Annotated in this window: 10 protein-coding genes; 4 read left to right on the top strand and 6 right to left on the bottom strand. The window is 66.9% G+C overall.

What is annotated here, in order from left to right:
• Both KJ554_07310 and KJ554_07315 read right to left on the bottom strand, forming a co-directional pair.
• Nucleotides 1–1,927: hypothetical protein (locus KJ554_07310; protein ID MBU0742135.1), on the bottom strand; the 1,927-nt coding region annotated here is incomplete at its 3' end.
• Nucleotides 1,924–3,582: a PEGA domain-containing protein gene (locus tag KJ554_07315; GenBank protein ID MBU0742136.1), complete on the bottom strand. Its 1,659-nt coding sequence runs from the start codon at nucleotides 3,580–3,582 to the stop codon at nucleotides 1,924–1,926. The genes KJ554_07315 and KJ554_07310, both read right to left, overlap by 4 nt.
• A 486-nt stretch (nucleotides 3,583–4,068) precedes the next feature.
• Between KJ554_07315 and KJ554_07320 the strand changes: the two genes are divergently transcribed.
• Together KJ554_07320 and KJ554_07325 are read left to right on the top strand one after the other, a co-directional pair.
• On the top strand, nucleotides 4,069–10,305 hold the full coding sequence (locus KJ554_07320; GenBank protein MBU0742137.1) for a proprotein convertase P-domain-containing protein: 6,237 nt from the start codon (nucleotides 4,069–4,071) through the stop codon (nucleotides 10,303–10,305).
• 267 nt (nucleotides 10,306–10,572) lie between these two features.
• The gene (locus KJ554_07325) at nucleotides 10,573–13,146 is read left to right on the top strand and encodes an immune inhibitor A (GenBank protein MBU0742138.1); all 2,574 of its coding nucleotides are present in this window, start codon (nucleotides 10,573–10,575) and stop codon (nucleotides 13,144–13,146) included.
• Nucleotides 13,147–13,223: 77 nt separating this feature from the next.
• Here the strand turns inward: KJ554_07325 and KJ554_07330 are convergent, their stop codons facing one another.
• From KJ554_07330 to KJ554_07340, 3 genes are read right to left on the bottom strand one after another with little or no spacing between them, the layout of a single operon-like run.
• Nucleotides 13,224–15,014, bottom strand: coding sequence for an acyl-CoA dehydrogenase family protein (locus KJ554_07330; protein MBU0742139.1), 1,791 nt, complete (start codon nucleotides 15,012–15,014; stop codon nucleotides 13,224–13,226).
• A gap of 20 nt (nucleotides 15,015–15,034) precedes the next feature.
• Nucleotides 15,035–16,219, bottom strand: coding sequence for an acetyl-CoA C-acyltransferase (locus KJ554_07335; GenBank protein MBU0742140.1), 1,185 nt, complete (start codon nucleotides 16,217–16,219; stop codon nucleotides 15,035–15,037).
• Between the two features lie 10 nt (nucleotides 16,220–16,229).
• Nucleotides 16,230–18,611: a 3-hydroxyacyl-CoA dehydrogenase/enoyl-CoA hydratase family protein gene (locus tag KJ554_07340; protein ID MBU0742141.1), complete on the bottom strand. Its 2,382-nt coding sequence runs from the start codon at nucleotides 18,609–18,611 to the stop codon at nucleotides 16,230–16,232.
• A gap of 338 nt (nucleotides 18,612–18,949) precedes the next feature.
• Between KJ554_07340 and KJ554_07345 the strand changes: the two genes are divergently transcribed.
• On the top strand, nucleotides 18,950–19,543 hold the full coding sequence (locus KJ554_07345) for a TetR family transcriptional regulator (GenBank protein ID MBU0742142.1): 594 nt from the start codon (nucleotides 18,950–18,952) through the stop codon (nucleotides 19,541–19,543).
• Nucleotides 19,544–19,559: 16 nt separating this feature from the next.
• Nucleotides 19,560–20,225, top strand: coding sequence for a hypothetical protein (locus KJ554_07350; GenBank protein ID MBU0742143.1), 666 nt, complete (start codon nucleotides 19,560–19,562; stop codon nucleotides 20,223–20,225).
• Nucleotides 20,226–20,238: 13 nt separating this feature from the next.
• On the opposite strand, the gene KJ554_07355 is transcribed toward KJ554_07350, so the two are convergent.
• The coding region (locus tag KJ554_07355) for a pyridoxal-phosphate dependent enzyme (GenBank protein ID MBU0742144.1) at nucleotides 20,239–21,013 on the bottom strand (775 nt) is incomplete at its 5' end.

Below are 21,013 nucleotides of genomic sequence, written 5' to 3' on the forward strand. Positions count from 1 at the left end.
GGCCGGCCGAGATCCGGCGCACGCGGCGTCCCTGCACGTCGAAGATGTCGAGGTGGGTCTCGGCAGCGCCGTCGCCCGCGAGGGCGAAGGAGAGCGTCGTCGCCGGGTTGAAGGGGTTGGGGTGGGCGGCCGCCCCGGACAGGCGCAGAGGTGGCGAGGCGCCGGCTGAGGCGCCCACGGTGGTGTCGTCGAACCAGGCCAGTATGGACGCCATCAGGGCGTTGCGGTCGGCCGCCGCCGAGATGCCCTCGAAGCCGAAACCCAGGGTCACCACCCTGGCGTCGCCCAGGCCGAAGCGCACCGCGGCGCTGTTGCCGGGGGAATAGTCGAGGGCCGAGCGGGCGTTGTCACGGGGCGAGAGCACGTCGGGGTAGTCCTGGTTGCCGGCGCCGTCCCCGCCGGCCAGGGAGAAGGCGAGGCCGTCGCCCACGGGATCTCCGGCCGCGCCGGAGACGCTGCTGTCCTGCGCGTCGTCGGCGACGTACACCGCACCGGTGTGCTGTTCGTACCAGGCTGCTGCGGCGGGCGTGCGGTGCGGGCTCAGGGGATCGCAGAGTCCGAAGGCCAGGTCCTGTCCCGACAGCATCAGGTCGCCGCCGCCGGCGAGGTAGGTGCCGAGCGCCCCACGATCCGCATCCGTCAAGCCGGGCGAGGCCGCTTCGGTGTTCCAGACGACCTTCGTGAAGACGCCGAAATCGAGGGCGTCGGGGCGTCCCATGGCCTTGACGTCCCAGGCCGACCAGGTGGCGCCGGCCGCGTCCATCGCGGCGGTGAAGTACGGTGCGTAGCCGTTGGCTTCATCCGTGTCCACGTAGAGCAGGTCCGAGCCCGGGGTGATCAGTACGAAGGTGCGGTCGATCCGGAGATCGCGGTCGCCCCGGCTGGTCAGGCTCATCGTGATCGTGCCCGTGGCGCCGTTCGTCGACGGCGTGACGTCGATGGAGATTATCTCCTCCGCGTCCGGGGCGAGCTCCACGCTGAAGTCAGTGACCCAGGGCGGGTAACAGGTTGTGCCCGCGCAGGCGGAGACCTGCCAGCCGGGGGCGTCGACATCCATGTGGAAGTCGTAGGTGTCGGACAGGGCGCCGGCGTTGACCACCCAGCCGTCGAAGCGGAACAACTCGTCCACGGGCGATACCTTGCCGTAGCGCTCGGCGTAGTACGAGGCCGCGTAGGACAGGGGAGGGGCGGACGTCGCCGCTTGCAGGACCTCCTTGGTGTCGAAGTCCTGGACCCAGGCCACCACCTGCAGATCGGTATCCAGCCAGGCGGGGTCCACGGTCGACGGCAGGTTGAAGGTGAGCGAGTCGCCCTCGTCGATCGTGAAGCAGGTGCCGTTGAAGTTGGGGATCTGGTCTCGCATCGTCCAGTGGAAGTCGGTCTCGCCGTTGTCCCCGGGCGGCGTGTCGTAATGCTCGAGCTCGTCGACCACTGCCACGTGCAGCCGCAGTTCGCCGGCTGGCGGCGGCGCCACGGCCTTGATGCCGACGGCGACTGTCAGGTCCGCGCCGTCGAGGTCGTACGCCACGACCATGCTCAGGGGAGTCAGCATGTCACGGCAGTCGTCGATCGCCGCGGACAGATCGTCGGCGTTGCCGGGCACGGGCTTGTTGACGCCCCCGGTGATCAGGTCGGGAGCGTCGGCGATCTCGTAGTAAAAGGCCCTGATGAAGTTGTCCGCCGGGTTCGCCGTGTAGAAGGGGTCCGCGGCTTCCGGCCAGTTCAGGTGGAACTGGACGTTGACGACCTCGTGGTTGCTGCGGTCGTCGACGACCTGGCTGGTCACCAGATTGGCGCCGGCGCAGCCCGCGCAGCTGACGTTGGTGAAGGTCTCCAGCAGGACGGTGCGCTGCACCGTGTGGGCGGCGGCCGCGAGGGCGCAGCCGAGGACCGCGGACGTCATGATGACGAGCTTGAGGTGTCTCACGGCTGGTCCCTTTCATGGGCGGTCGGCGTGGCGCCGGCCTGCAGCACATCCCGCGTGACTTCGTCCTGGACGAAGGCGATGGCGAGCAGGTTGTCCGGCACGCCGGACCAGGTGCCCTGCCGCGCCACGGTGATCTCGAAGTGGGCGAGTGCGTCCGGCCCGATGGGCAGCGGCGTGACGTCCGCCTGGAGGAATTCGCGGCAGATCCAGTGGAATTCGTCCTCGCCGGCCTCGTTTTGCGGCTCGGTGTACAGGATGGGGTTCTCCACGATGGCGACGTTGAGCACGGCGTTGGCGTTGACGACGTCGCGCGTGGCCACGAGGTCCACGGTCACCTCGAAATCCGTGGCGTCGAAGTCGTTCACGTGCACATCGACGGCGAAGCCGGGATCCGTCGCGGCTGCGGCGTCGAGCATCAGCACCAGGTCGCCGATCGCGGGATAACCGTTCGGCTCCACCGGCAGGTCGCCGTCGAAGAAGAGGGTGGGCGCGGCCCAGTTCCAGGTGGTGTTGTCCGCGTAGACGGTCATGCGGGCCTGGAGCACGGCCGGGTTGGCCTCGTAGTGCAGGTCCTGCCCGCCGAAGGGGCCGCTGTACTTCAACCCGAGCATGACGTGGGGCCCGTAGCCGGCGGCCTCGACGTTGGCGAGCATGGTGTTCATGGCCGGACAGCCCACGCAGTTCACGCCGGACATGTACTCCAGCAGCACGATCTTGCGGGGCGCCAGCGCGAAGTCGGCGTCGCTGTCGCCGGCCGCCTGTACGACGACCTGCTGCGCCGCCGGCGCGTGGAAGTTGCGGCGGGATACGGCCACATCGTAGGCGCCGGCGGCCAGGGCGAAGACGTGCGGAGTGATCTCGCCGGTGTCGCTGCCGTCCAAGTGGATGGAGGCGCCGGGGGGCGAGGAGGTAACCGACAGGGAGCCGAAGACGCCGGTGTCCGTCATGGCGAAGTCGGCTGTCATGTCGGCTCCGGCCCCGACCGTGACGTCCAGGCTGACGGGGTCCGACGTGTAGCCGCTCTTCTCCACGTGCACGGTGTAGTCGCCGGCGGCCAGCGTGAAGGTGTGGGGGGTCGTCTGGCCGGCGTCGTCGCCATCCAGGAATATCTGCGCGCCGGCGGGGGTGGAGGTGACGGTCAGGGTCCCCGCGGGCAGCATGCCGAAATCGACGGGCGGCGTGCCGTCGGGCGCCAGGTCGATCGTGCGTCCGCCGCCGTCGGCAACGTATCCGTCCAGCGCGACGTCGACGGTGTGCTCGCCGACCACGAGCGTGAAGGTGTGCGGCGTCACCTCGCCGCTGTCCTCCCCGTCCAGGAAGATCGCGGCGCCGGCGGGCGTCGAGGTGACCGTCAACTCGCCGAGCTCCGCCAGGGTGAAGCCTGCCTGAACGCGCTGGCCGGGAGGCACGTTGACGGTGCGGATGACCGGTGTGATCTGGAAGCCGGACCTGGTGACGGCTACGGTGTGGGAACCGACGGGGAGCAGCAGTTCCGCAGGCGTCGTGTCGCCGGTCGTCGCACCGTCGATCAGGATCGTCGCGCCGGCCGGCTCAGAGAAGACCAGCAGCGTTCCGAGCGGTTCGAGACGCCCGCATGAAGCGGCCAGACCGGCCAAGCCCATGGCCACGACGACGAACGAATGCCATTTCCTCATTGAGTTTCCCTGTCCCAGGTTGGCGACGTGCGCAAGGTCCAGCGGGGGAGATGGTTTGCCTCTTGATATGTTACATCATGGATCCCATGGAGTCAACGAACGGTCAATGGGTTTCGCAACTCGGCCGGTCAATGCCCCTCAGGTTGATGGGGGATGTGGTGTCGTTCGCGAACTTGCGGACGGACAGCTTCGCAGCTTGGTCCGCGTCATAGTCTGAAAAACCGGGATCGCATACGCCGGGGCAGTATTTCCGGACATGTTAACCTGGGATTAAAGAACGAGACCCCAATGCGTGGCATATATTGAATTAGAGAATCATTATTGTAAAAATACCTATAATTAATAGGACATCTATAGTTCAAATCTTGAAAGGCTTGTGTTAAAATAATCGAAACCTCGGTGTTTGTGATCCGGCAATTCCCCGCTTTGCCGGGTTATTCATGTGCCCACCCCATGGAAAGGATCATCACGATGCGAGTGAAAACCATGCTATTGATTTTCGCTGCGTGCGTACTGGCCGCGAGTACGGCCTTCGGCGCGACGACCAGCATTCCGGTCAAGGGCGGCGCAAGCCAGCTTCTATTGACCTCCGATCGCGACGACGGGCTGCGATTCCGCATCGATGTCGGCGCATTGTCGGCCCTGGACGTGAGTACCAAGGCCGGCGCGTTCACCCGGATCACCATTCCGGGCTTTCACGCTTCGCACGTGGAGGGGGCCCCCGAGCTACCGATGATGAACCGGCTCGTGGCCATTCCCTACGGCGCATCGGCCCGCATCGAGGTCCTCTCCGTACAGAGCCGGACCATTGATCTGGCGGCGTATGGCGTGACCAACCCGATCTTCCCGGCCCAGCCGCCGGTATCCAAGAGCGCGGATCTGGAGAACCTGCCTTTCCTCTACGATCGCGCGGCCTACGCCCAGCCCAAGGTCGCGGGCGAGATGGCCCGTATCGTGGCGCTGGGTTCGTTGCGCTCCCAGGCGCTGGGTCGTCTGGAGATCTCACCCGTGGAATACCTGCCCCGCGAGAACCAGCTCGTGGTTCACGAGTCCATGGACGTGCGCGTGGTCTTCGAGGGCGGTGACAGGGCTGCCGGCGACGAGCTCTTCGCCAGCACCTACAGCCCGTTCTTCGCGCCCGTGTTCGCGAACGTGGCCGGGATCAAGACCGACCACATCGACCATCCCGATCGCGTGGGCGACAAGGTGACGATGGTGATCGTCACCGCTCCCGAGTTCGAGTACCAGCTGGCCGACTTCGCGACCTGGAAGACCGAGCGCGGCTTCGAGGTCATCATGGCCGTGATCGGCACCCCGGAGGTGGGTTCGACGTCGACGTCGATCCAGACCTACCTGCATGGACTGTACAACGGCGCGACGCCGGAGAACCCGGCGCCGAGCTTCGTGCTGTTCGTGGGTGACGTGGCCCAGTGCCCGACGTTCACCCTGAGCGGCGACGCGACCGACCGCCCGTACTGCGCGGTGGACGGCGATCTGTACCCCGAGATGTACTACGGTCGTTTCTCGGCGACGAACAGCGCGCAGCTCCAGGCGCAGCTGGACAAGACGATGATGTACGACCAGTTCACGATGCCCGACCCAGGCTATCTGAGCGACGTGACGATGATCGCGGGTGTGGACGCGGGCTACGCGCCGACCCACGGCAACGGCCAGATCAACTACGGGACCGAGCACTACTTCAACGCGGCGCACGGGATCACCAGCAATACCTATCTTTACCCTGCGTCGGACGCCCCCGGGGCCGCGGCCGCGATCGTCCAGGACTGTCAAAACGGCATCGGATACATCAACTACACCGCTCACGGCAGCACGACGAGCTGGAGCGACCCGAGCTACACCCAGTCGAACATCAACAGCCTGAGCAACTACGGCAAGTACTTCCTGGCCGTCGGCAACTGCTGCCTGACCTCGAGCTACGATATCGGCGAGTGCTTCGGCGAGACGTTCCTGCGCGCGACGGACAAGGGCGCGGTCGGCTACATCGGCGGGTCGAACTCGACCTACTGGAACGAGGACTACTGGTGGGGCGTGGGATTCCACGCGTCGAGCCAGATCGACGGCACGGCCTGGCCCGTCGAGAGCACGGGCATCGGCGCGTACGACGGCGTGTTCCACGATCACGGGGAAGCGCCGGCGCAGTGGTACGTGACCAACGACGCGGTGGTGTTCTGCGGCAACATGGCCGTCACCGAGGCCGGTTCGAGCATCGAGACGTACTACTGGAACATCTACAACCTGCTCGGCGATCCTTCCCTGAGCACGTACATGGGCGTGCCCGCGACCAACCCGGTGAGCCACATGCCGACGTTCTTCACCAACGCGGTGAGCATCGACGTCGACGCGGCACCGGGCAGCTACGTCGGCCTGACCCAGGGCGGCGTGCTGCTGGCCAGCGGCACGATCGATGCGGGCGGCAAGGCTCTGTTCGACCTGGACGGGTTCCTGACCCCCGGCACGGCGAAGCTCGTCGTGATGATGCAGAACTACGAGCCGTACGTCGTCGACGTGCCGGTGATCGTGCCGGCGACGGTGATCATCGATCCCACCTCGATCGACGCCAACGTGGCGACGGACGTGACCGTGACGGTCTACGGCGAGGACGGGGTGACGCCCGTGGTGGGCCTGGACGTGTGGGCCGAGGGTCTCGGCTACGCGACGACGCCGTTGCAGACCGACGCCCTGGGCGTCGCCGTGATCAACGTGAACTACCCGTTCGGTCCGACGATCGACATCGTGGGCAAGAACGCGGCCGACCCGTACGAGCTGTTCCGCGAGCTGTTGACGGTCAACGCCCTGGCGCTGGCGTCGCCGGACCTGACGGTGACGACGGGCATCGGCATGACCGACATGTTCCCGCTGAACCTGCCGGGCACGCTGCACGCGACGGTGGCCGAGGGCGGCCACACGCTGTATGCGGTGCTGCCGGACGACAGCGAGCTTTCGACAGGCGATTACTCCCTGGAGATCACCCCCGCGGAGACGGGCGTGATCACGGGCATCATCGCGGTCAGCGGCTATGACCTGTACAGCGAGGACTTCGACGTGATCGAAGCCTACGGCACCCTGACCGGTCACGTCGACGCGGCCGGCAGCCCGGCCGTCGGCGCGATCGTCCAGCTATTCGACGGCGCGGTCGAGATGTTCAGCGCGACGACCGATGCGAGCGGCGACTACGACATCGGCGAGGACATCCTGGTCGACGATTACTCGGTCGTGGTGGACTTCTTCGGTTACAACCACTACGAGACGCCGCTGTTCGTCAACTATGGCGCGAATGTACACGACATCGCCCTGACGTCCGCCCCGAGCGGCGTCCTGGCGGGCGTAGTCATGGACTCCGAGACGAGCGAGCTGCTCGAAGCGACGATCAACGTGTACCGCAGCGACAACGGCGAGCTCTACACGACGACGACGAGCGACGGCGTGACGGGCGCGTACGCGACCTCGGCGCTGCCGTACTTCGAGTACTCGGTGAACGTGCGCGCCTATCACCACATCCCGGTGAACATCAGCGTGGAGATCTCAGAGCCTACGGTGGTGAAGAACTTCGCGCTCGATCCGACCGTCGGCGACGTGCTCGTGATCGACGACACGCCGGCCGGCAAGGTCGTTCCCGCCAAGTACGGCGAGGACGGCAGGCTCCTGGCGCCGGCGTACGAGCGCAGCGGCGCCAAGTCCGCGGATCTCCTGGTCGCCGACCTGGAGTACCTGGGCTACGGGGTCGTGCTGGAGACGATAGCAACCACCGATCCCGCGTCGTGGCCGGGCTACGACGTGCTGCTGGTGTCGGCGGGCGACAACACCTCGAGCCTCTCCGACGCGGCCTTCCGCGACGCGATGGTCGCCTACGCGGATGTCGGCGGGCATATCCTGCTGGAGGGCGGCGAGGTAGGCTACAACCACTACAGCGACACGGACTTCGCCGAACGCGTCATGCACTCCACCGATTGGAACCATGACAGCAGCGGTATGCTCGAGGTCGCCGATCCGAGCCACTACGTGATGTCGGTGCCCAACGTCCTCTCGGGCGGCAACGTGGTCACCTATGTCGGCTACGGCGACCAGGACGCCCTGGCGCTTTTGCCCGACGCCCAGCTCGCCGGCAACTGGTCGACCTACCCGACCGACGGCGGCGTGATCTGCTACGACACCAACACGGCGCCGGAGGGCGGCCAGATCGTCTTCTTCACCTTCAACTACGCGGCGCTGGCCACGTCCTGCACGCAGAACCTGCTGCAGAACGCCATCACCTGGCTGGTCACGCCCGAGTTCGGCGACGCGTTGCTGAGCGGCACCGTCACACTCGACGGTGAGACCGATCACTCCGGCGTGCTCGTCGAGCTGATCCCGGCCGGTCTCTCCACGACGACCGACGTCACCGGCTATTACGAGTTCGCCGATATCTTCGGCGGCGACTACACCGTCAGCGTCAGCAAGGAGCACTGGCATCCCCAGTCGGCCGTGGCGACCGTCCCCAGCGGCGGCTCGCTCACGGGCTTCGACTTCACGCTGCTGCCGGTGTTCTACGGCGAGTTCACGGGCAACGTGAGCGAGATCCTCTCGGCCAAGCTCGTGGCTACGATCGAGGTGGTGGACACCGCGACCAGCGAACTTGTGGCTTCTGTCGTCTCCGATGCCGGCACGGGTGACTACGCAACCGGGCCGGTACCCTACGGCAACTACAATCTGACGGCCCGGGCCTTCGGCTACGCGCCGCAGACGTTCAACCTCGAATTGGCGACGCCCACCATGGTCCAGGACTTCGCCCTCGCGACGACCAGCGGCAGCATCCTGCTGATCGACGACCACGTCGCCGCCAAGACCGAGCCCGACAAGCTCGACGACAAGGGCAAACTCCTCGCCCCCGGCTACCAGTCCTCGGGCAAGGCCGTCGACACCATGGTCGCCGAGCTGGAGGGTCTCGGTTTCACGATCGAGGTCGAGACCATGGCCGGCACCGATCCGCTGAACTGGACCAGCTACGACATGCTGATCGTGACCAGCGGCAACAACACCACGACCCTCGCCGACGCGACCTTCCGCAGCAACCTGGTGGCCTTCGTCCAGGGCGGCGGGCATCTGCTGCTCGAGGGTGGCGAGGTCGGCTACGACCACTACTACAGCGATCCCGTCTTCGCGGCCGAGGTCATGCACGTCACCGGCTGGACCGGCGACAGCAGCGGCGACGTGACCGTCGCCGATCCCTATCACTATGTCATGAGCGTGCCGAACTTGATCACCGGCCCGATCGCCGTGACCTACGTGGGTTACGGCGACGAGGATGCCCTGCCGGTCGCGGCCGGCGCCGTCAAGGCCGGTGGCTGGACCGAGGACAGCAACGCCTCGGTCGTGTGTTACGACCCGACGTCGTCTCCCGTGGGCGGGCAGATCGTGTTCTTCACCTTCAACTACACGGCCATGGACGCCGGTTCGCGCGTCGATCTCCTGCAGAACGCAGTCATCTGGCTGCTGGCGACCGAGGAGCCGGGAACGGCCGCGATCAGCGGCACGGTCGAGCTCCTCGGCGAGCTCGATCATTCCGGCACCCTGGTCGAGTTGCTCCCCGGCGGCGGTTCCCTGGTCACCGGTCCTGACGGCGCCTACGCCTTCACGGGCCTGTTCGCCGGCACCTACGCCCTCCGGGCTTCCCATGCGGGCTGGGGTACCGGCAACATCGAGGTCACGTTCGCAGTCGGCGAAGTCATCACCGGCTTCGACCTGATCCTCAACCCGGAATACAACCAGGAATTCTGCAGCACGCCGGCCTTGGCCATACCCGACAACACCCCCGCCGGCATCACCGACGCCATCGCCGTATCGCTCAACGGTGGCTACGCGGTCAGCGGCGTCGAGGTGTTCGTGGACATCACCCACACCTGGCAGGGCGATCTCATCGTGGCGTTGACCTCGCCGGGAGGCACCACCATCACCCTGCACAACCGCACCGGCAGTTCCGTGGACGACATCTTCGGATGGTACCCCACCGAGCTGGACCCGGAGGGGGATCTCGACGATTTCGTCGGCGAAGACACCGACGGCGACTGGACGCTGTTCGTCAGTGACAATGCCAGCCTCGACACCGGCACCCTGAACGAGTGGTGCATGAGCTTCTCGTACGCCCAGCCCGTGCCCGTGGGCGCCGGCGCCATGACCGCCTCGTCCGGCAGCGAAGGCGTCATGCTGATCTGGGAGTACGAGCCCGCCCTGGTGGACGGTTTCCACGTCTACCGTCGTACCGCCGGTGAAGAGGCCCAGCGCCTGACCGGCGACGCCTTGAGCAACGCGGAGGGCCGCATCGAGTACCTCGACGTGCCCTACGGCATCGCTCCCGGCTCCAAGCTCTACTACAGCTACGCGCTCGTGGTGGACGGCGTGGAGACGGACAGGGGAGCCGAGGTGGAGGTCGTCTACAACGGTACGCCGGCCCGCTTCGTGATGCACCGGAACTACCCGAACCCCTTCAACCCCACGACCTCGATCAAGTTCGAGCTGCCCAAGCCCGGACATGCCAAGCTCATGGTCTACGATCTGAGCGGGCGCATGGTCAGGACGCTCGTGGACGAGAACCTGCCGGCGGCTGTCCATCAGCGCCAGTGGGATGGCACCAACGACCAGGGCCGACGCGTAGCCAGCGGAACCTACTACTTCCGCCTGACCGCCGACGGACACACCGCCGTCCAGAAGGTGATGCTGGTCAAATAACTCGACGCGCAGAGGGAGAGGGTCGACACCCTCTCCCTCCAGGCGCGCTCGCTGCGAGCGCCTCTGCTGCGCAGAGGCTTACGGGAGAGGGTATCGACCCTCTCCCTTTTCCATCGCCGTGAGACGGTGTTTCCTGGCCGAAGGGATCAGGATGCGGCTGTATTTTTCAGGGAAAATGATGTATAATTAGGCAGTTGTGGAAGTCGCCCGCGTTCCCGTCCCCGCCGAACGCACTTCGCTTATCCGAACATCAAGGATGGCTTTGACATGTTTAATCCCAGGCGCCCCCTTGCGTCGGCCGCGTGGATGTCGCTCGTGATCCTCACCGTCTTCGGCGCGGCTGCCGTCGCGGCTGCAGACGCCATACCCCTCGACCGCAACGGGCTCCCGCAGTGGGAGATCAAGGAATGGCGGGACCTCCCCGTCAGGATCGAGCTGCGCGACATGGACGCGTTGACCGTCATGCTGGCCCGGGCGCCCCTGGCCGAATTCGACCGCGAGGATCTGACCGTCGTCTGGGACACGCCCAAGACGCACCACGTGGTGATCGACGTGCGCGCCACCCGCGAGGAGATCGACGCCCTGGTCGCGGCCGGCTATAATCCCGTGATCATGCCGGACCTGGATCGCGCCGCGCGCGAGGAGGCCGAACGCGTCTGGGCCGAGATGGCCGCCAAGGGCACGTCGGCGGTCAAGACCGATCCCTACGACTACTACCCCAGCCACGCGCAGATCGGCACCATCCTGGCCAACGTCGCGAGCAACTATCCGACCCTCGCCCGGACCTTCCAGTGGGGCACCTCGGTGCAGGGACGCGAGCTGTGGGGCCTCGTAATCTCCGACAACGTCACCAGCAGCGAGGCCGAGGCCGAGGTGCGCATCTCCTCGACCATGCACGGCGACGAGGTCGTGCCCATGGTGATGGCCCTCAACCTGGCCCACTACCTCACCGAGAACTACGGCGTGGCCGGCTTCGAGGACGTGACCGACCTGGTGGACAACTACGAGATCCACATCATGCCGCTGTTCAATCCCGACGGCTACGTCCTGGACCAGCGCTACAACGCCAACGGCGTGGATCTCAACCGCAACTTCCCCGAGCCCGCGGGCACGCACAGCACCCAGGAGACCGAGACCATCCATTTCATGGACTACGGCAATGCCAACGACTTCGTGTTGAGCCAGAACGGCCACGGCGGCGCCCTGGTGGTCAACTATCCCTGGGACTACACCTACACGCTGGCGCCCGACAATGACGCCCTCATCCAGATGAGCCTCGAGTACAGCACCTACAACCTGCCCATGTACAACGGCTCGTTCCCCCAGGGCATCACCAACGGCGCCGCATGGTACATCACCCAGGGCTGCCTTCAGGACTGGAGCTACGACCAGACCGACTGCATAGACGTGACCATCGAATTCTCCAACACCAAGTGGCCTGCGGCCAGCACGCTGGTGGGCTTCTGGGACGACAACCGCGAGAGCTACATGCACTGGATCAAGTCGGCGAGGTACGGCGTCAACGGCGTGGTGACCGGCTCCGACACCGGCCTGCCCCTGGAAGCCACCGTCACCGTGACGGGTAATTCCATGTCCGTGCACACCGATCCCGCCTTCGGCGACTACTACAAGCTGCTGGACACCGGCACCTACGAGATCACCTTCAGCGCCTACGGCTACATCCCCCAGACCGTCACCGGCGTCTCGACCACCTGGGGCACGCCCACGGTGCTGGACGTGGTGCTCGCTCCCGTGGCGCACGGCGACATCACGGGCTATGTCTTCGAGACGGGCGGCACGCCCATCGACGCGCAGATCAACGTCTACACCCACCCGCTCAACGAACACGTCGCGGTGGTCGGCAGCGCGGCGGCCTCGGGCGGCGCGTACACGGTGCCGAACCTGGTCTACGGGGATTACCGCCTGGTCTACTCGGCGGCCGGTCATATCACCGGCGAGCAGATCGTCACCCTGGACGGCGCGTCGGTCGCCGCGCCGGACATGACGCTGGGCATCGCCGAGGAAGTGGTCGTCTTCTCCGACGACTTCGAGTCGGGAGCCGGCCAGTGGACCGGCGACTGGGGCATCGACTCGCCGGGCTACGGCGGGGGACAGGACATGACCGATTCCCCTGCGGGCGAATACGGGGACTACGCGAGCAGTCCCTGCGCCGTCACCGAGGCTCTCGACCTGAGCGACATCATGTCCGGCACGGTCGGCTACTGGTGCAAGTGGAATATCGAGACCAACTGGGACGGCGTGCAGTTCCAGGTCTCGACCAACGGCGGCGGCAGCTGGACGCCGCTGGCCTCGTCCCACACCCAGCCCGGTTCCGGCCAGGGCGCGCAGGAGAGCGGCGAGCCCTACTACGAGGGCGCCCAGGCCGCGTGGGTCTACGAGGAACGCAACCTGGCCCCCTGGCTGGGCGAGGCGGACGTCCGCTTCCGCTTCCTGCTGGTCAGCGACAGCTCGATTCACGAGGACGGCTTCCACTTCGACGACTTCCTGGTCGAGGGCCTACGCGAGGCCGATCCCGGCACCGGCGCCGCTGGCCTGCCCGTCCTGGCCACACGGCTCCAGGGCGCATACCCCAATCCCTTCAACCCGAGCACGAAAGTGGCCTTCGCGATCGCCCGCGCCGGCCGCGTTAGCCTGGCGATCCACGACCTGACCGGGCGGAGGATACGCACCCTGGTGGATGGCCACGTGGGCGCCGGCGAGCACGCGGCGATCTGGGACGGATGCGCCGAGGACGGCGCGCGCGCGGCCAGCGGCGTCTACTTCGCGCGCTTCGTGGGCGACGATGTCGTCGCGACGACCAAGCTGGTGCTCGTGAAGTGACCATTCGACCGGTGATCTCGTGAAGAAGGGCCCCCGCGATCGCGGGGGCCCTTCCTGTCCCGATGCCACGAAGGAAATCAGACGGTGAAACCGCCCGCCTCGATGACCGCCTCGGCGATCTCGCCGTGCAGCTTCGCCCGCGGGACGGGATCGTGCTTGGCCAGGCGTCTCAGTCCGGCCACCATGGTGCGCAGCTCGTCGCCGGCCAGGGTGTTGGCCAGCACGTTGCGTCCCCAGGTTCCGCAGCGCTCCACGGCGTCGTGCACGCACAGGGTGACCATGCGCGCCATGAGCCGGGCGCTCGCCTCTCCGTCCGCCTCGGCCTTCTTCAGCGTGCGCAGCAGGCCGCTCTCGCAGGCGTAGGCCTCCATGACGATGTCGGCCACGTCGGCGAGGATCTCCTGCTGGTCCTTGAGCTTCTCGCCGTGCTTCTGGGCCGCGATGCCCAGGGTCGCCAGCGCGATCTTCTTGAGGTTGGCGACGATCCTGGACTCCTCCTCCAGGAAGGCCGGTTCGCCCATGTCGCCGAAGGACGGGATCGCCAGCAGGTCGCCGGCCACCGCCTGGGCCGCCGGCAGCAGGGCCAGTTCGCCCTTGAGCGCCTTGCGCATCAGCATGCCGGGGATGATCATGCGGTTGATCTCGTTGGTGCCCTCGAAGATGCGGTTGATGCGTTCGTCGCGATAGATCCGCTCCAGGATGTATTCCGAGCAGTAGCCGTACCCGCCCAGCATCTGCACGCCCTCCTCGGCGGCCAGCGCCAGGCTCTCGGTCGCGAAGACCTTGATCATGGAGCATTCGATGCTGAACTCCTCGACCTTCAGGATCGACTGCAGATCGTAGTCGTCGGCCGTCTTGTCCAGGGTGGCGATGGCCCGGTCCAGCAGCCCCGCGGTGCGGTAGACCATGGCCTCGGACACGAAGGTCTTGACCGCCACATCGGCCAGCTTGCGCCTGATCAGGCCGAAGTCGTTCAGGGGGCGCCCGAACTGGTGGCGCTGGGAGGTGTAGGGCACGGTTTCCTCGAGCACGGCCTTGCAGCCGCCCACCGAGCTGGCGCCCAGCTTGAAGCGTCCCACGTTGAGGATGTTGAAGGCGATCACGTGCCCGCGGCCGATCTCGCCCAGCAGATTCTCCACGGGTACGGGGCAGTCCTCCAGGATGACCTGGCAGGTGCTGCTGCCCTTGATGCCCATCTTCTTTTCCTCGGGGCCGATGGTCACGCCGCCGGCGTCCTTCTCCACGATGAAGCAGCTGAACTTCTCGCCGTCCACCTTGGCGAAGAGGATGAAGATCTCGGCGTAGCCGGCGTTGGTGATGTACTGCTTGGTGCCGTTGAGGATGTAGTGGGTGCCGGCCTCGTTGAGCACGGCGGTGGTGGACGCCGCCAGGGCGTCGCTGCCGCTGCCGGGCTCGGTCAGTGCGTAGGCCGTGAGCAGTTCGCCCGTGGCCAGCCGCGGCAGGTACTTCTCCTTCTGCGCCTGCGTGCCGAAGTAGACGATGGGCAGCGTGCCGATGCCCGACTGGGCGCCGTGGGTCACCGCGAAGCTCCCCGCGCGCGAGATGACCTCGCTGACGAGCATGATGGTCGCCTTGTCCGCGCCCATGCCGCCGAAGCGCTCGGGCACGTCGACCATCAGCAGGCCCATCGCGCCGGCTTCCTTCAGCAGCGGCTTGCCCAGTTCGGTCTTGCCCTCGTATTCCAGCTCCTGGCGCAGAGGCGCGATCTTCTGTTCCACGAAATCGGACGCCGCCTGGGAGATCATGCGCTGGTTCTCGTCGAAGTCCTCGGGCGTGAAGACCGCGTCGGGGGCGGTCTCTGTCAGCAGGAACTCGCCGCCGGTGGGATAGGTCTTGATCTCGGACATGTCGTACTCCTTCTCGCCTGCTAGAGGGCCTCGAAGATCCCCGCGGCACCCATGCCGGTGCCGATGCACATGGTGACCATGGCGTATTTGCCGTCTCGCCGGCGCAGCTCGTGCAGCGCGGTGGCGGCCAGCTTGGCGCCCGTACAGCCCAGGGGATGGCCCAGGGCGATGGCGCCGCCGTTGGCGTTGATCCGCTCGTCGTCGGGCGAGAGGCCCAGACGCTTCAGCACGCTCAGGCTCTGGGCCGCGAACGCCTCGTTCAGCTCGATGACGTTCATATCGTCCAGTTTCAGGCCGGCCTGAGCCAGGGCCTTCGGCACGGCCGCGACCGGTCCGATGCCCATGATCTCGGGCTCGACGCCGGCCACCGCGTAGGTGACGAACCGCGCCAGCGGCTCCAGGCCGATCTCGGCGCAGATCTCGGGCGTGGTCAGCAGCAGGGCGGCGCCGCCGTCGCTCATCTGGCTGGCGTTGCCGGCGGTGACCGTGCCGTTCTGCTTGAAGGCAGGACGCAGCCTGGCCAGGCTCTCCAGCGAGGTGTCGTGGCGCGGACCCTCGTCGGTGTCGACGGTCAGCTCGATCACCTGCGGCTTGCCGTCCGCGCCGGGCTTCGTGAGTCTCGTCGCGACGGGCACGATCTCGTCGGTGAACCTGCCCGCGGCGATCGCCGCCAGGGCCTTCCGGTGGCTGGCCAGGGCGAAGGCGTCCTGGGCCTCGCGCGTGAGCTCGTCCGCCACCGCGAGACGTTCGGCCGTCAGACCCATGGTCAGGTAGGTGCCGGGATCCGCGGCCACCAGGCCGGGGTTCGGCAGGTAGCGTTGCCCGCCCAGGGGGACCATGGTCATCGATTCCACGCCGCCGGCGATGATCACGTCCTCCTGGCCCGCGGCTATCTTCAGCGCGCCCAGGTTGACGGTCTCCAGCCCCGACGAGCAGAACCGGTTCACGGTCATGCCGGGCACCTCGTCGGGCAGCCCGGATATCAGGGCGATGTTGCGCCCCACGTTCATGCCCTGCTCGCCCTCGGGCATGGCGCAACCCATGATCACGTCACCGACGTGCCGGGGGTCGAGCCCGGGCGCCCGTTCCATGATGCCGCGCACCGCGGCGGCGCCCAGGTCGTCGGGCCGCGTCTGGGCGAACGATCCCCGCTTCGCCTTTCCCACGGGAGTGCGGAGGGCCAGGGCTATGACGACTTCTCTCATGTCCATTCTCCTAGTTCCGGAGGGGCTTGCCGGTCTTCAGCAGGCTCTGCATGCGTTCCAGGGTCCTGCGTTCGCCGCAGAGCTTCAGGAAATATTCGCGTTCCAGGTCGAGCAGGTGCTGGTGCGAGACCGTGGTCGGTCCCGGCACGTCGCCGCCGCTGAGGATGCGCGCCAGGTAGCCGCCGATCCTGTGGTCGTGCTCGCTGATGTAGCCCGCCTGCTCCATGTTGAACAGCACCGATTCGCAGAGGGCCACGCCGTTGCGCCCCATCACCGGCACGGCCGGTTCGGGCAGGGGCGGGGCGTAGCCGCTCTCTGCGAGGGCCGCGGCCAGCACCTTGGCGTCGGCCACCTGCAGATCGCGGTTCATGCTCCAGGAGTCGGCGGGGCGCAGGAAGCCAAGCTGTCGGCCCTCGGCGGCGCTGGTGGCCACCTTGGCCATGCCGATGGTCTCGAAGGCGGCCTTCAGCGCGGGATAGAGGTCGGCGCGGTCCGGCAGCAACGCGACGTGGCGCTGGTACAACCTGGCGCAACCCCCGCCCGCGGGCACGACCCCCGCCCCGAATTCCACCAGGCCGATGTACGTCTCGGCGGCGGCGCGCACGGCGTCGCCGGCCATGGTCACCTCGCAGCCGCCGCCCAGGGCCAGGCCGTGCGGAGCCGCGACCACCGGGACCCGGCAGAAGGCGAGCCGGTCGTTCATGCCCTGGAAGGCGCGCACGATCATGTCGATGTCTTCCCAGTTGCCCTCCATGGCCTCCATCAGGAGCAGCATCAGGTTGGCGCCGGCGGAGAAGTGCTCGCCCTGGTTGGCGACGACCAGGGCGCGACCGTTGCGCTCGGCCTCGTCGCAGCCGGTCATGACCATCTGGATGTGGTCCTGCCCGATGGCGTTCATCTTGGAGTGGAACTCGATGCAGAAGATGCCGTCGCCCAGGTCCAGCAGCGAGGCGCCGGGATTCTCCCGGATCGCGCCGCCGGCACGGCGCAGGAACTCGAAATCGTAGACGCGCGGGTTGACGGGGACGGGAACGAAGGCGCCGGGCTCGGCGGTGGGGGACTCGCGCGTGCCGCCGTCGGTCCGGTAGATGGTCTCGGCGCCTTCGTCGTAGAGGGCGTCGATCCATCCCGGCAGCGGCAAGCCGTCCTCCCTCAGCCTCTCGGTGACCTTGCGGAAGCCGAGGGCGTCCCAGGTCTCGAAGGGGCCCAGATCCCAGTTGAAGCCCCAGCGCACGGCGCGGTCGATGGCCGACGCCTCCTCGCAGATCTCGGCCAGGCGCATGGCGCTGTAGCTCAAGGACGGCGCGAGCATCTTCCAGATCGCTTCGCTGCCGCGTCCCTTGCCGAAGACCAGGAACCGCAGGCGCTCGACCAGGTCGTCCATGGTCTTGCCCTGCTCGATCTCGGGGAACCTGGCTTTCTGCTTGTCGCGGAATTCGAAGGTCTCCAGGTCGAGGGTCAGGACCGTCTTCTCGGGCTGCTTGATCATCTTGTAGAAGCCGCCGCCGCTCTTGCGTCCCAGCAGGCCCTTCTCCACCATGGTGCGCAGGAAGGGAGGCGGGTCGAAGACGTCGCGGGCCTCGTCGCCGGCGACCGCCTCGCGCACGTTGTCGGCGACGTGCAGGAAGGTGTCGAGCCCGACGAGGTCGGCCAGCTTGAAGGTCGCGGTCTTGGGACGGCCCACGGCGGGACCGGTCAGGGCGTCGACCTCCTCGATGGTCAGACCCATCTCCGCCATCACGCGCATGGTGACCATCATGGCGTGCACGCCGATGCGATTCGCGATGAAGTTGGGCGTGTCCTTCGCCAGCACGATGCCTTTGCCCAGACGGACCTCGGCGAAGTCCGCCACGGCAGCGAGCACCGCGGGATCGGTGTCGGCGGTGGGGATCAGCTCCAGGAGCTTCATGTAGCGCGGCGGATTGAAGAAATGGGTGCCCAGGAAGCGCGGCCGCTGCTGCGCGGGCAGGACCTCGGCCATCGCGGCGAGCGACAGGCCGGAGGTGTTGCTGGACAGCCAGGCTGCGGGACCGAGATGCCCGGACGCGGCAGCGAGCACCTTCTTCTTGATGGCCAGGTCCTCCTTGACCACCTCGATCACCCAGTCGGCGTCGGCGATGCGCGCGAAGTCGTCCTCGAAGTTGCCCGTCTCGATCAGCGCGAGCAAATCCTGGGTGAACAGGGGGGCAGGCTTGGTCTTGACCATGGCCTTGACGGCGCCGTCGGCGATGGCGTTGCGGGCCGCATGGCCCGCTTCGGCGGCGTTTTCCAGGTCCGGCGGCACGATGTCCAGCACCAGCGAGGGCACACCGGCGTTGGCGAAGTGGGCGGCGATGGCGCTGCCCATGACTCCGGAACCGAGAACCGCCACCTTCTTGACGTATCTGCTCATGACCACTCCCGGATTATGATGAATATGAACGATCATTCATTATTGTAGACGCGATGGACTCCGATGTCAATGCATCGTCAATAATCGACAATCATTTAGCGTGGGTTGTGCCCTGGAAATTGTCCCCGGCTCCTCAGATGGGATCAACGTATTGAAATACATGCTAGTTAGAGACATCTGACTGTCGAGATCGGGCGCTCCGGTGGGCCGGCCCCATTTTCCGCGGCACAACCCTTTCGTTCCCATCGCGCCGTCGTTCGGATATACTCGATGGACAGGCTCCCTATCACCGTCGACACGAACACGGCGGTCTGAATACCTGTTCAACGAGGTCGAACGTGTCGATGCAGAGAGACAACGGCAAGCATTCTCTGATCCTCGACGCGGCCATCGTCGAGATCGCCTGCAGCGGGTACCACTACACCACCGTGGCCCGGATCGCCCGTCGCGCGGGCGTGGCCGACGGCACCATCTATCTCTACTTCAAGAGCAAGCAGGACGTGCTGGTGGCCGTGTTCGACCGGGCCATGGATCGATTCATCAGCCAGGGCATCCTGGAAATGAACCCGGGGGATGACGCCGTCACCCGCATCAGCGACATCGTGCGGCTGCACCTGGAGCAGGTGGGCGAGAACCGCGACCTGGCGGTGATCCTGCAGGTGGAATTGCGCCACAGCCTCAATTTCCTGGATGTCTTCAGCCGCACGCGCCTGCGCGACTACCTCGAGATCATCACCGGCGTGGTCGTCCAGGGCCAGAACGAGGGCGTCTTCCGCCCCGACATGGATCCCTTGCTGACGGCCAGGATGATCTTCGGCGTGCTCGACCAGATGGCCACCGATTGGGTGCTCAGCAAGCGCGACACGCCCCTGGCCACCCGCGCCGACGAGGTCACCGCTTTCGTGCTGGGCGCGTTGAAGGGCGTGCGCTAGCGCGGGGATGCGAGTGATGGTTGACTACCGAGGATCGCGCACCGGCGTCGCGCTCGCCCTGGCGGCGTGCGCGATCGCCGGCCTGGCGACGCCCGCGCGCTCCGGCTGGACCTTCGAGATGCACGGCGGGGCGCCCCTGGTGCCCGACCGCGTCGTCCACATCACCCAGGCGGGTTTCCCGGATCTCGACATCGACGGCCGCATGCGCAGCGAACCGCACGAGATGCCGTTCTACTACGACTTCCGGCTGATCCGCTGGGGCGCTCGCCACGGCTGGGCGCTGGATTTCCTGCACCACAAGCTGATCCTCGACAACCCGCCGCCGGAGGTCCAGGACCTCCAGTTCACCCACGGCTACAACATGGTGAGCCTGCAGCGGCTGTGGCGCGTATCGGATTATGTTCTGATGGCAGGCGCGGGCGTGGTGCTGACGCACGTCGAGAGCACGGTCCGCGGGCGCGTCTTCGACCAGCACCAGGGGGTGTTCGGCTGGGGGTACTACGTTTCGGGGCCGCTGGCGGTCGTCGGGGTGGGACGGCGACTGGATCTCGGCGAGCGATTCTACCTCTCGGGGGACGTGCGGGCCTCCTGGTCTCACGTCGATGTCGACGTCGTCGACGGCGGTGCCTCGATGACCGACGTGGGCTTGCATTTCCTCGCGGGCGCGGGCGCGAGGTTCTGAGGGTCGAACCGGATCACGATCGGAGGGACAGGCCAGCCAGCGGATCCTTCAACCCGTGCCCCGTCACCAGAACCACGATCGTGTCCTGCGCCCCGACCAGGCCCGCCCGCCGCGCCTTGACCAGCCCCGCCAGACCGGCCGCGCCCGAGGGTTCGGCCCATACGCCCGCGTATTCGGTCATCAGCCGGATGGCGACGACAATTTCGTCGTCAGAGACGCTCAGGAACCCGCCGCCGGTGCGCGCCACCCGCGACCAGGCTTTCAGCCGGTTGCGGGGGATACCCACGCCGATGGAATCGGCCAGGGTCTCGGGCTGCACGGGCGCGATGGCCGCCAGGGCCTCGGCCGGTGTGTAGCCGGCGGCGTTCGCGCCGGCCCGCTGCCAGGCCGAAGCCAGCGGCGCGGCGCCTGCCGCCTGCACGCCGAACACGGCCGGAATGCGGTCCAGGCGGCCGAGCTCGGCCATCTCCTGCAAGCCCTTGCAGACCGACGAGACGATGCAGCCGTCGCCGGTGGGTACGAAGACCGCGTCGGGGGCGCGGCCGGCGCGGGCCAGGACGATTTCCAGGGCGACCGTCTTCTTGCCCTCCACCAGCAGGGGGTTATGCGCGCAGTTGCGCGAGTACCAGCCGCGGGCCGTGATCTCGCGGAGCGAGCGGTCGAAGGCCTCGTCGTAGGTGCCTTCCACGCGTACGACCTCGGCCCCGTGGAGTTCGAGCTGCGCCAGCTTGGCCGCCGGTGCGGCGGCGGGCACGTAGATGGTGGTGCGGATGCCGGCGCGCGCCGCC

The organism is bacterium, assembly GCA_018814885.1.
Lineage (GTDB): Bacteria > Krumholzibacteriota > Krumholzibacteriia > LZORAL124-64-63 > LZORAL124-64-63 > JAHIYU01.

Excerpts from the sequence above, each read along its gene's own strand:
- KJ554_07315 (MBU0742136.1), bottom strand. The coding sequence starts at position 3,582 with ATGAGGAAATGGCATTCGTTCGTCGTCGTGGCCATGGGCTTGGCCGGT.
- KJ554_07320 (MBU0742137.1), top strand. The coding sequence starts at position 4,069 with ATGCTATTGATTTTCGCTGCGTGCGTACTGGCCGCGAGTACGGCCTTC.
- KJ554_07325 (MBU0742138.1), top strand. The coding sequence starts at position 10,573 with ATGTTTAATCCCAGGCGCCCCCTTGCGTCGGCCGCGTGGATGTCGCTC.
- KJ554_07330 (MBU0742139.1), bottom strand. The coding sequence starts at position 15,014 with ATGTCCGAGATCAAGACCTATCCCACCGGCGGCGAGTTCCTGCTGACA.
- KJ554_07335 (MBU0742140.1), bottom strand. The coding sequence starts at position 16,219 with ATGAGAGAAGTCGTCATAGCCCTGGCCCTCCGCACTCCCGTGGGAAAG.
- KJ554_07340 (MBU0742141.1), bottom strand. The coding sequence starts at position 18,611 with ATGAGCAGATACGTCAAGAAGGTGGCGGTTCTCGGTTCCGGAGTCATG.
- KJ554_07350 (MBU0742143.1), top strand. The coding sequence starts at position 19,560 with ATGGTTGACTACCGAGGATCGCGCACCGGCGTCGCGCTCGCCCTGGCG.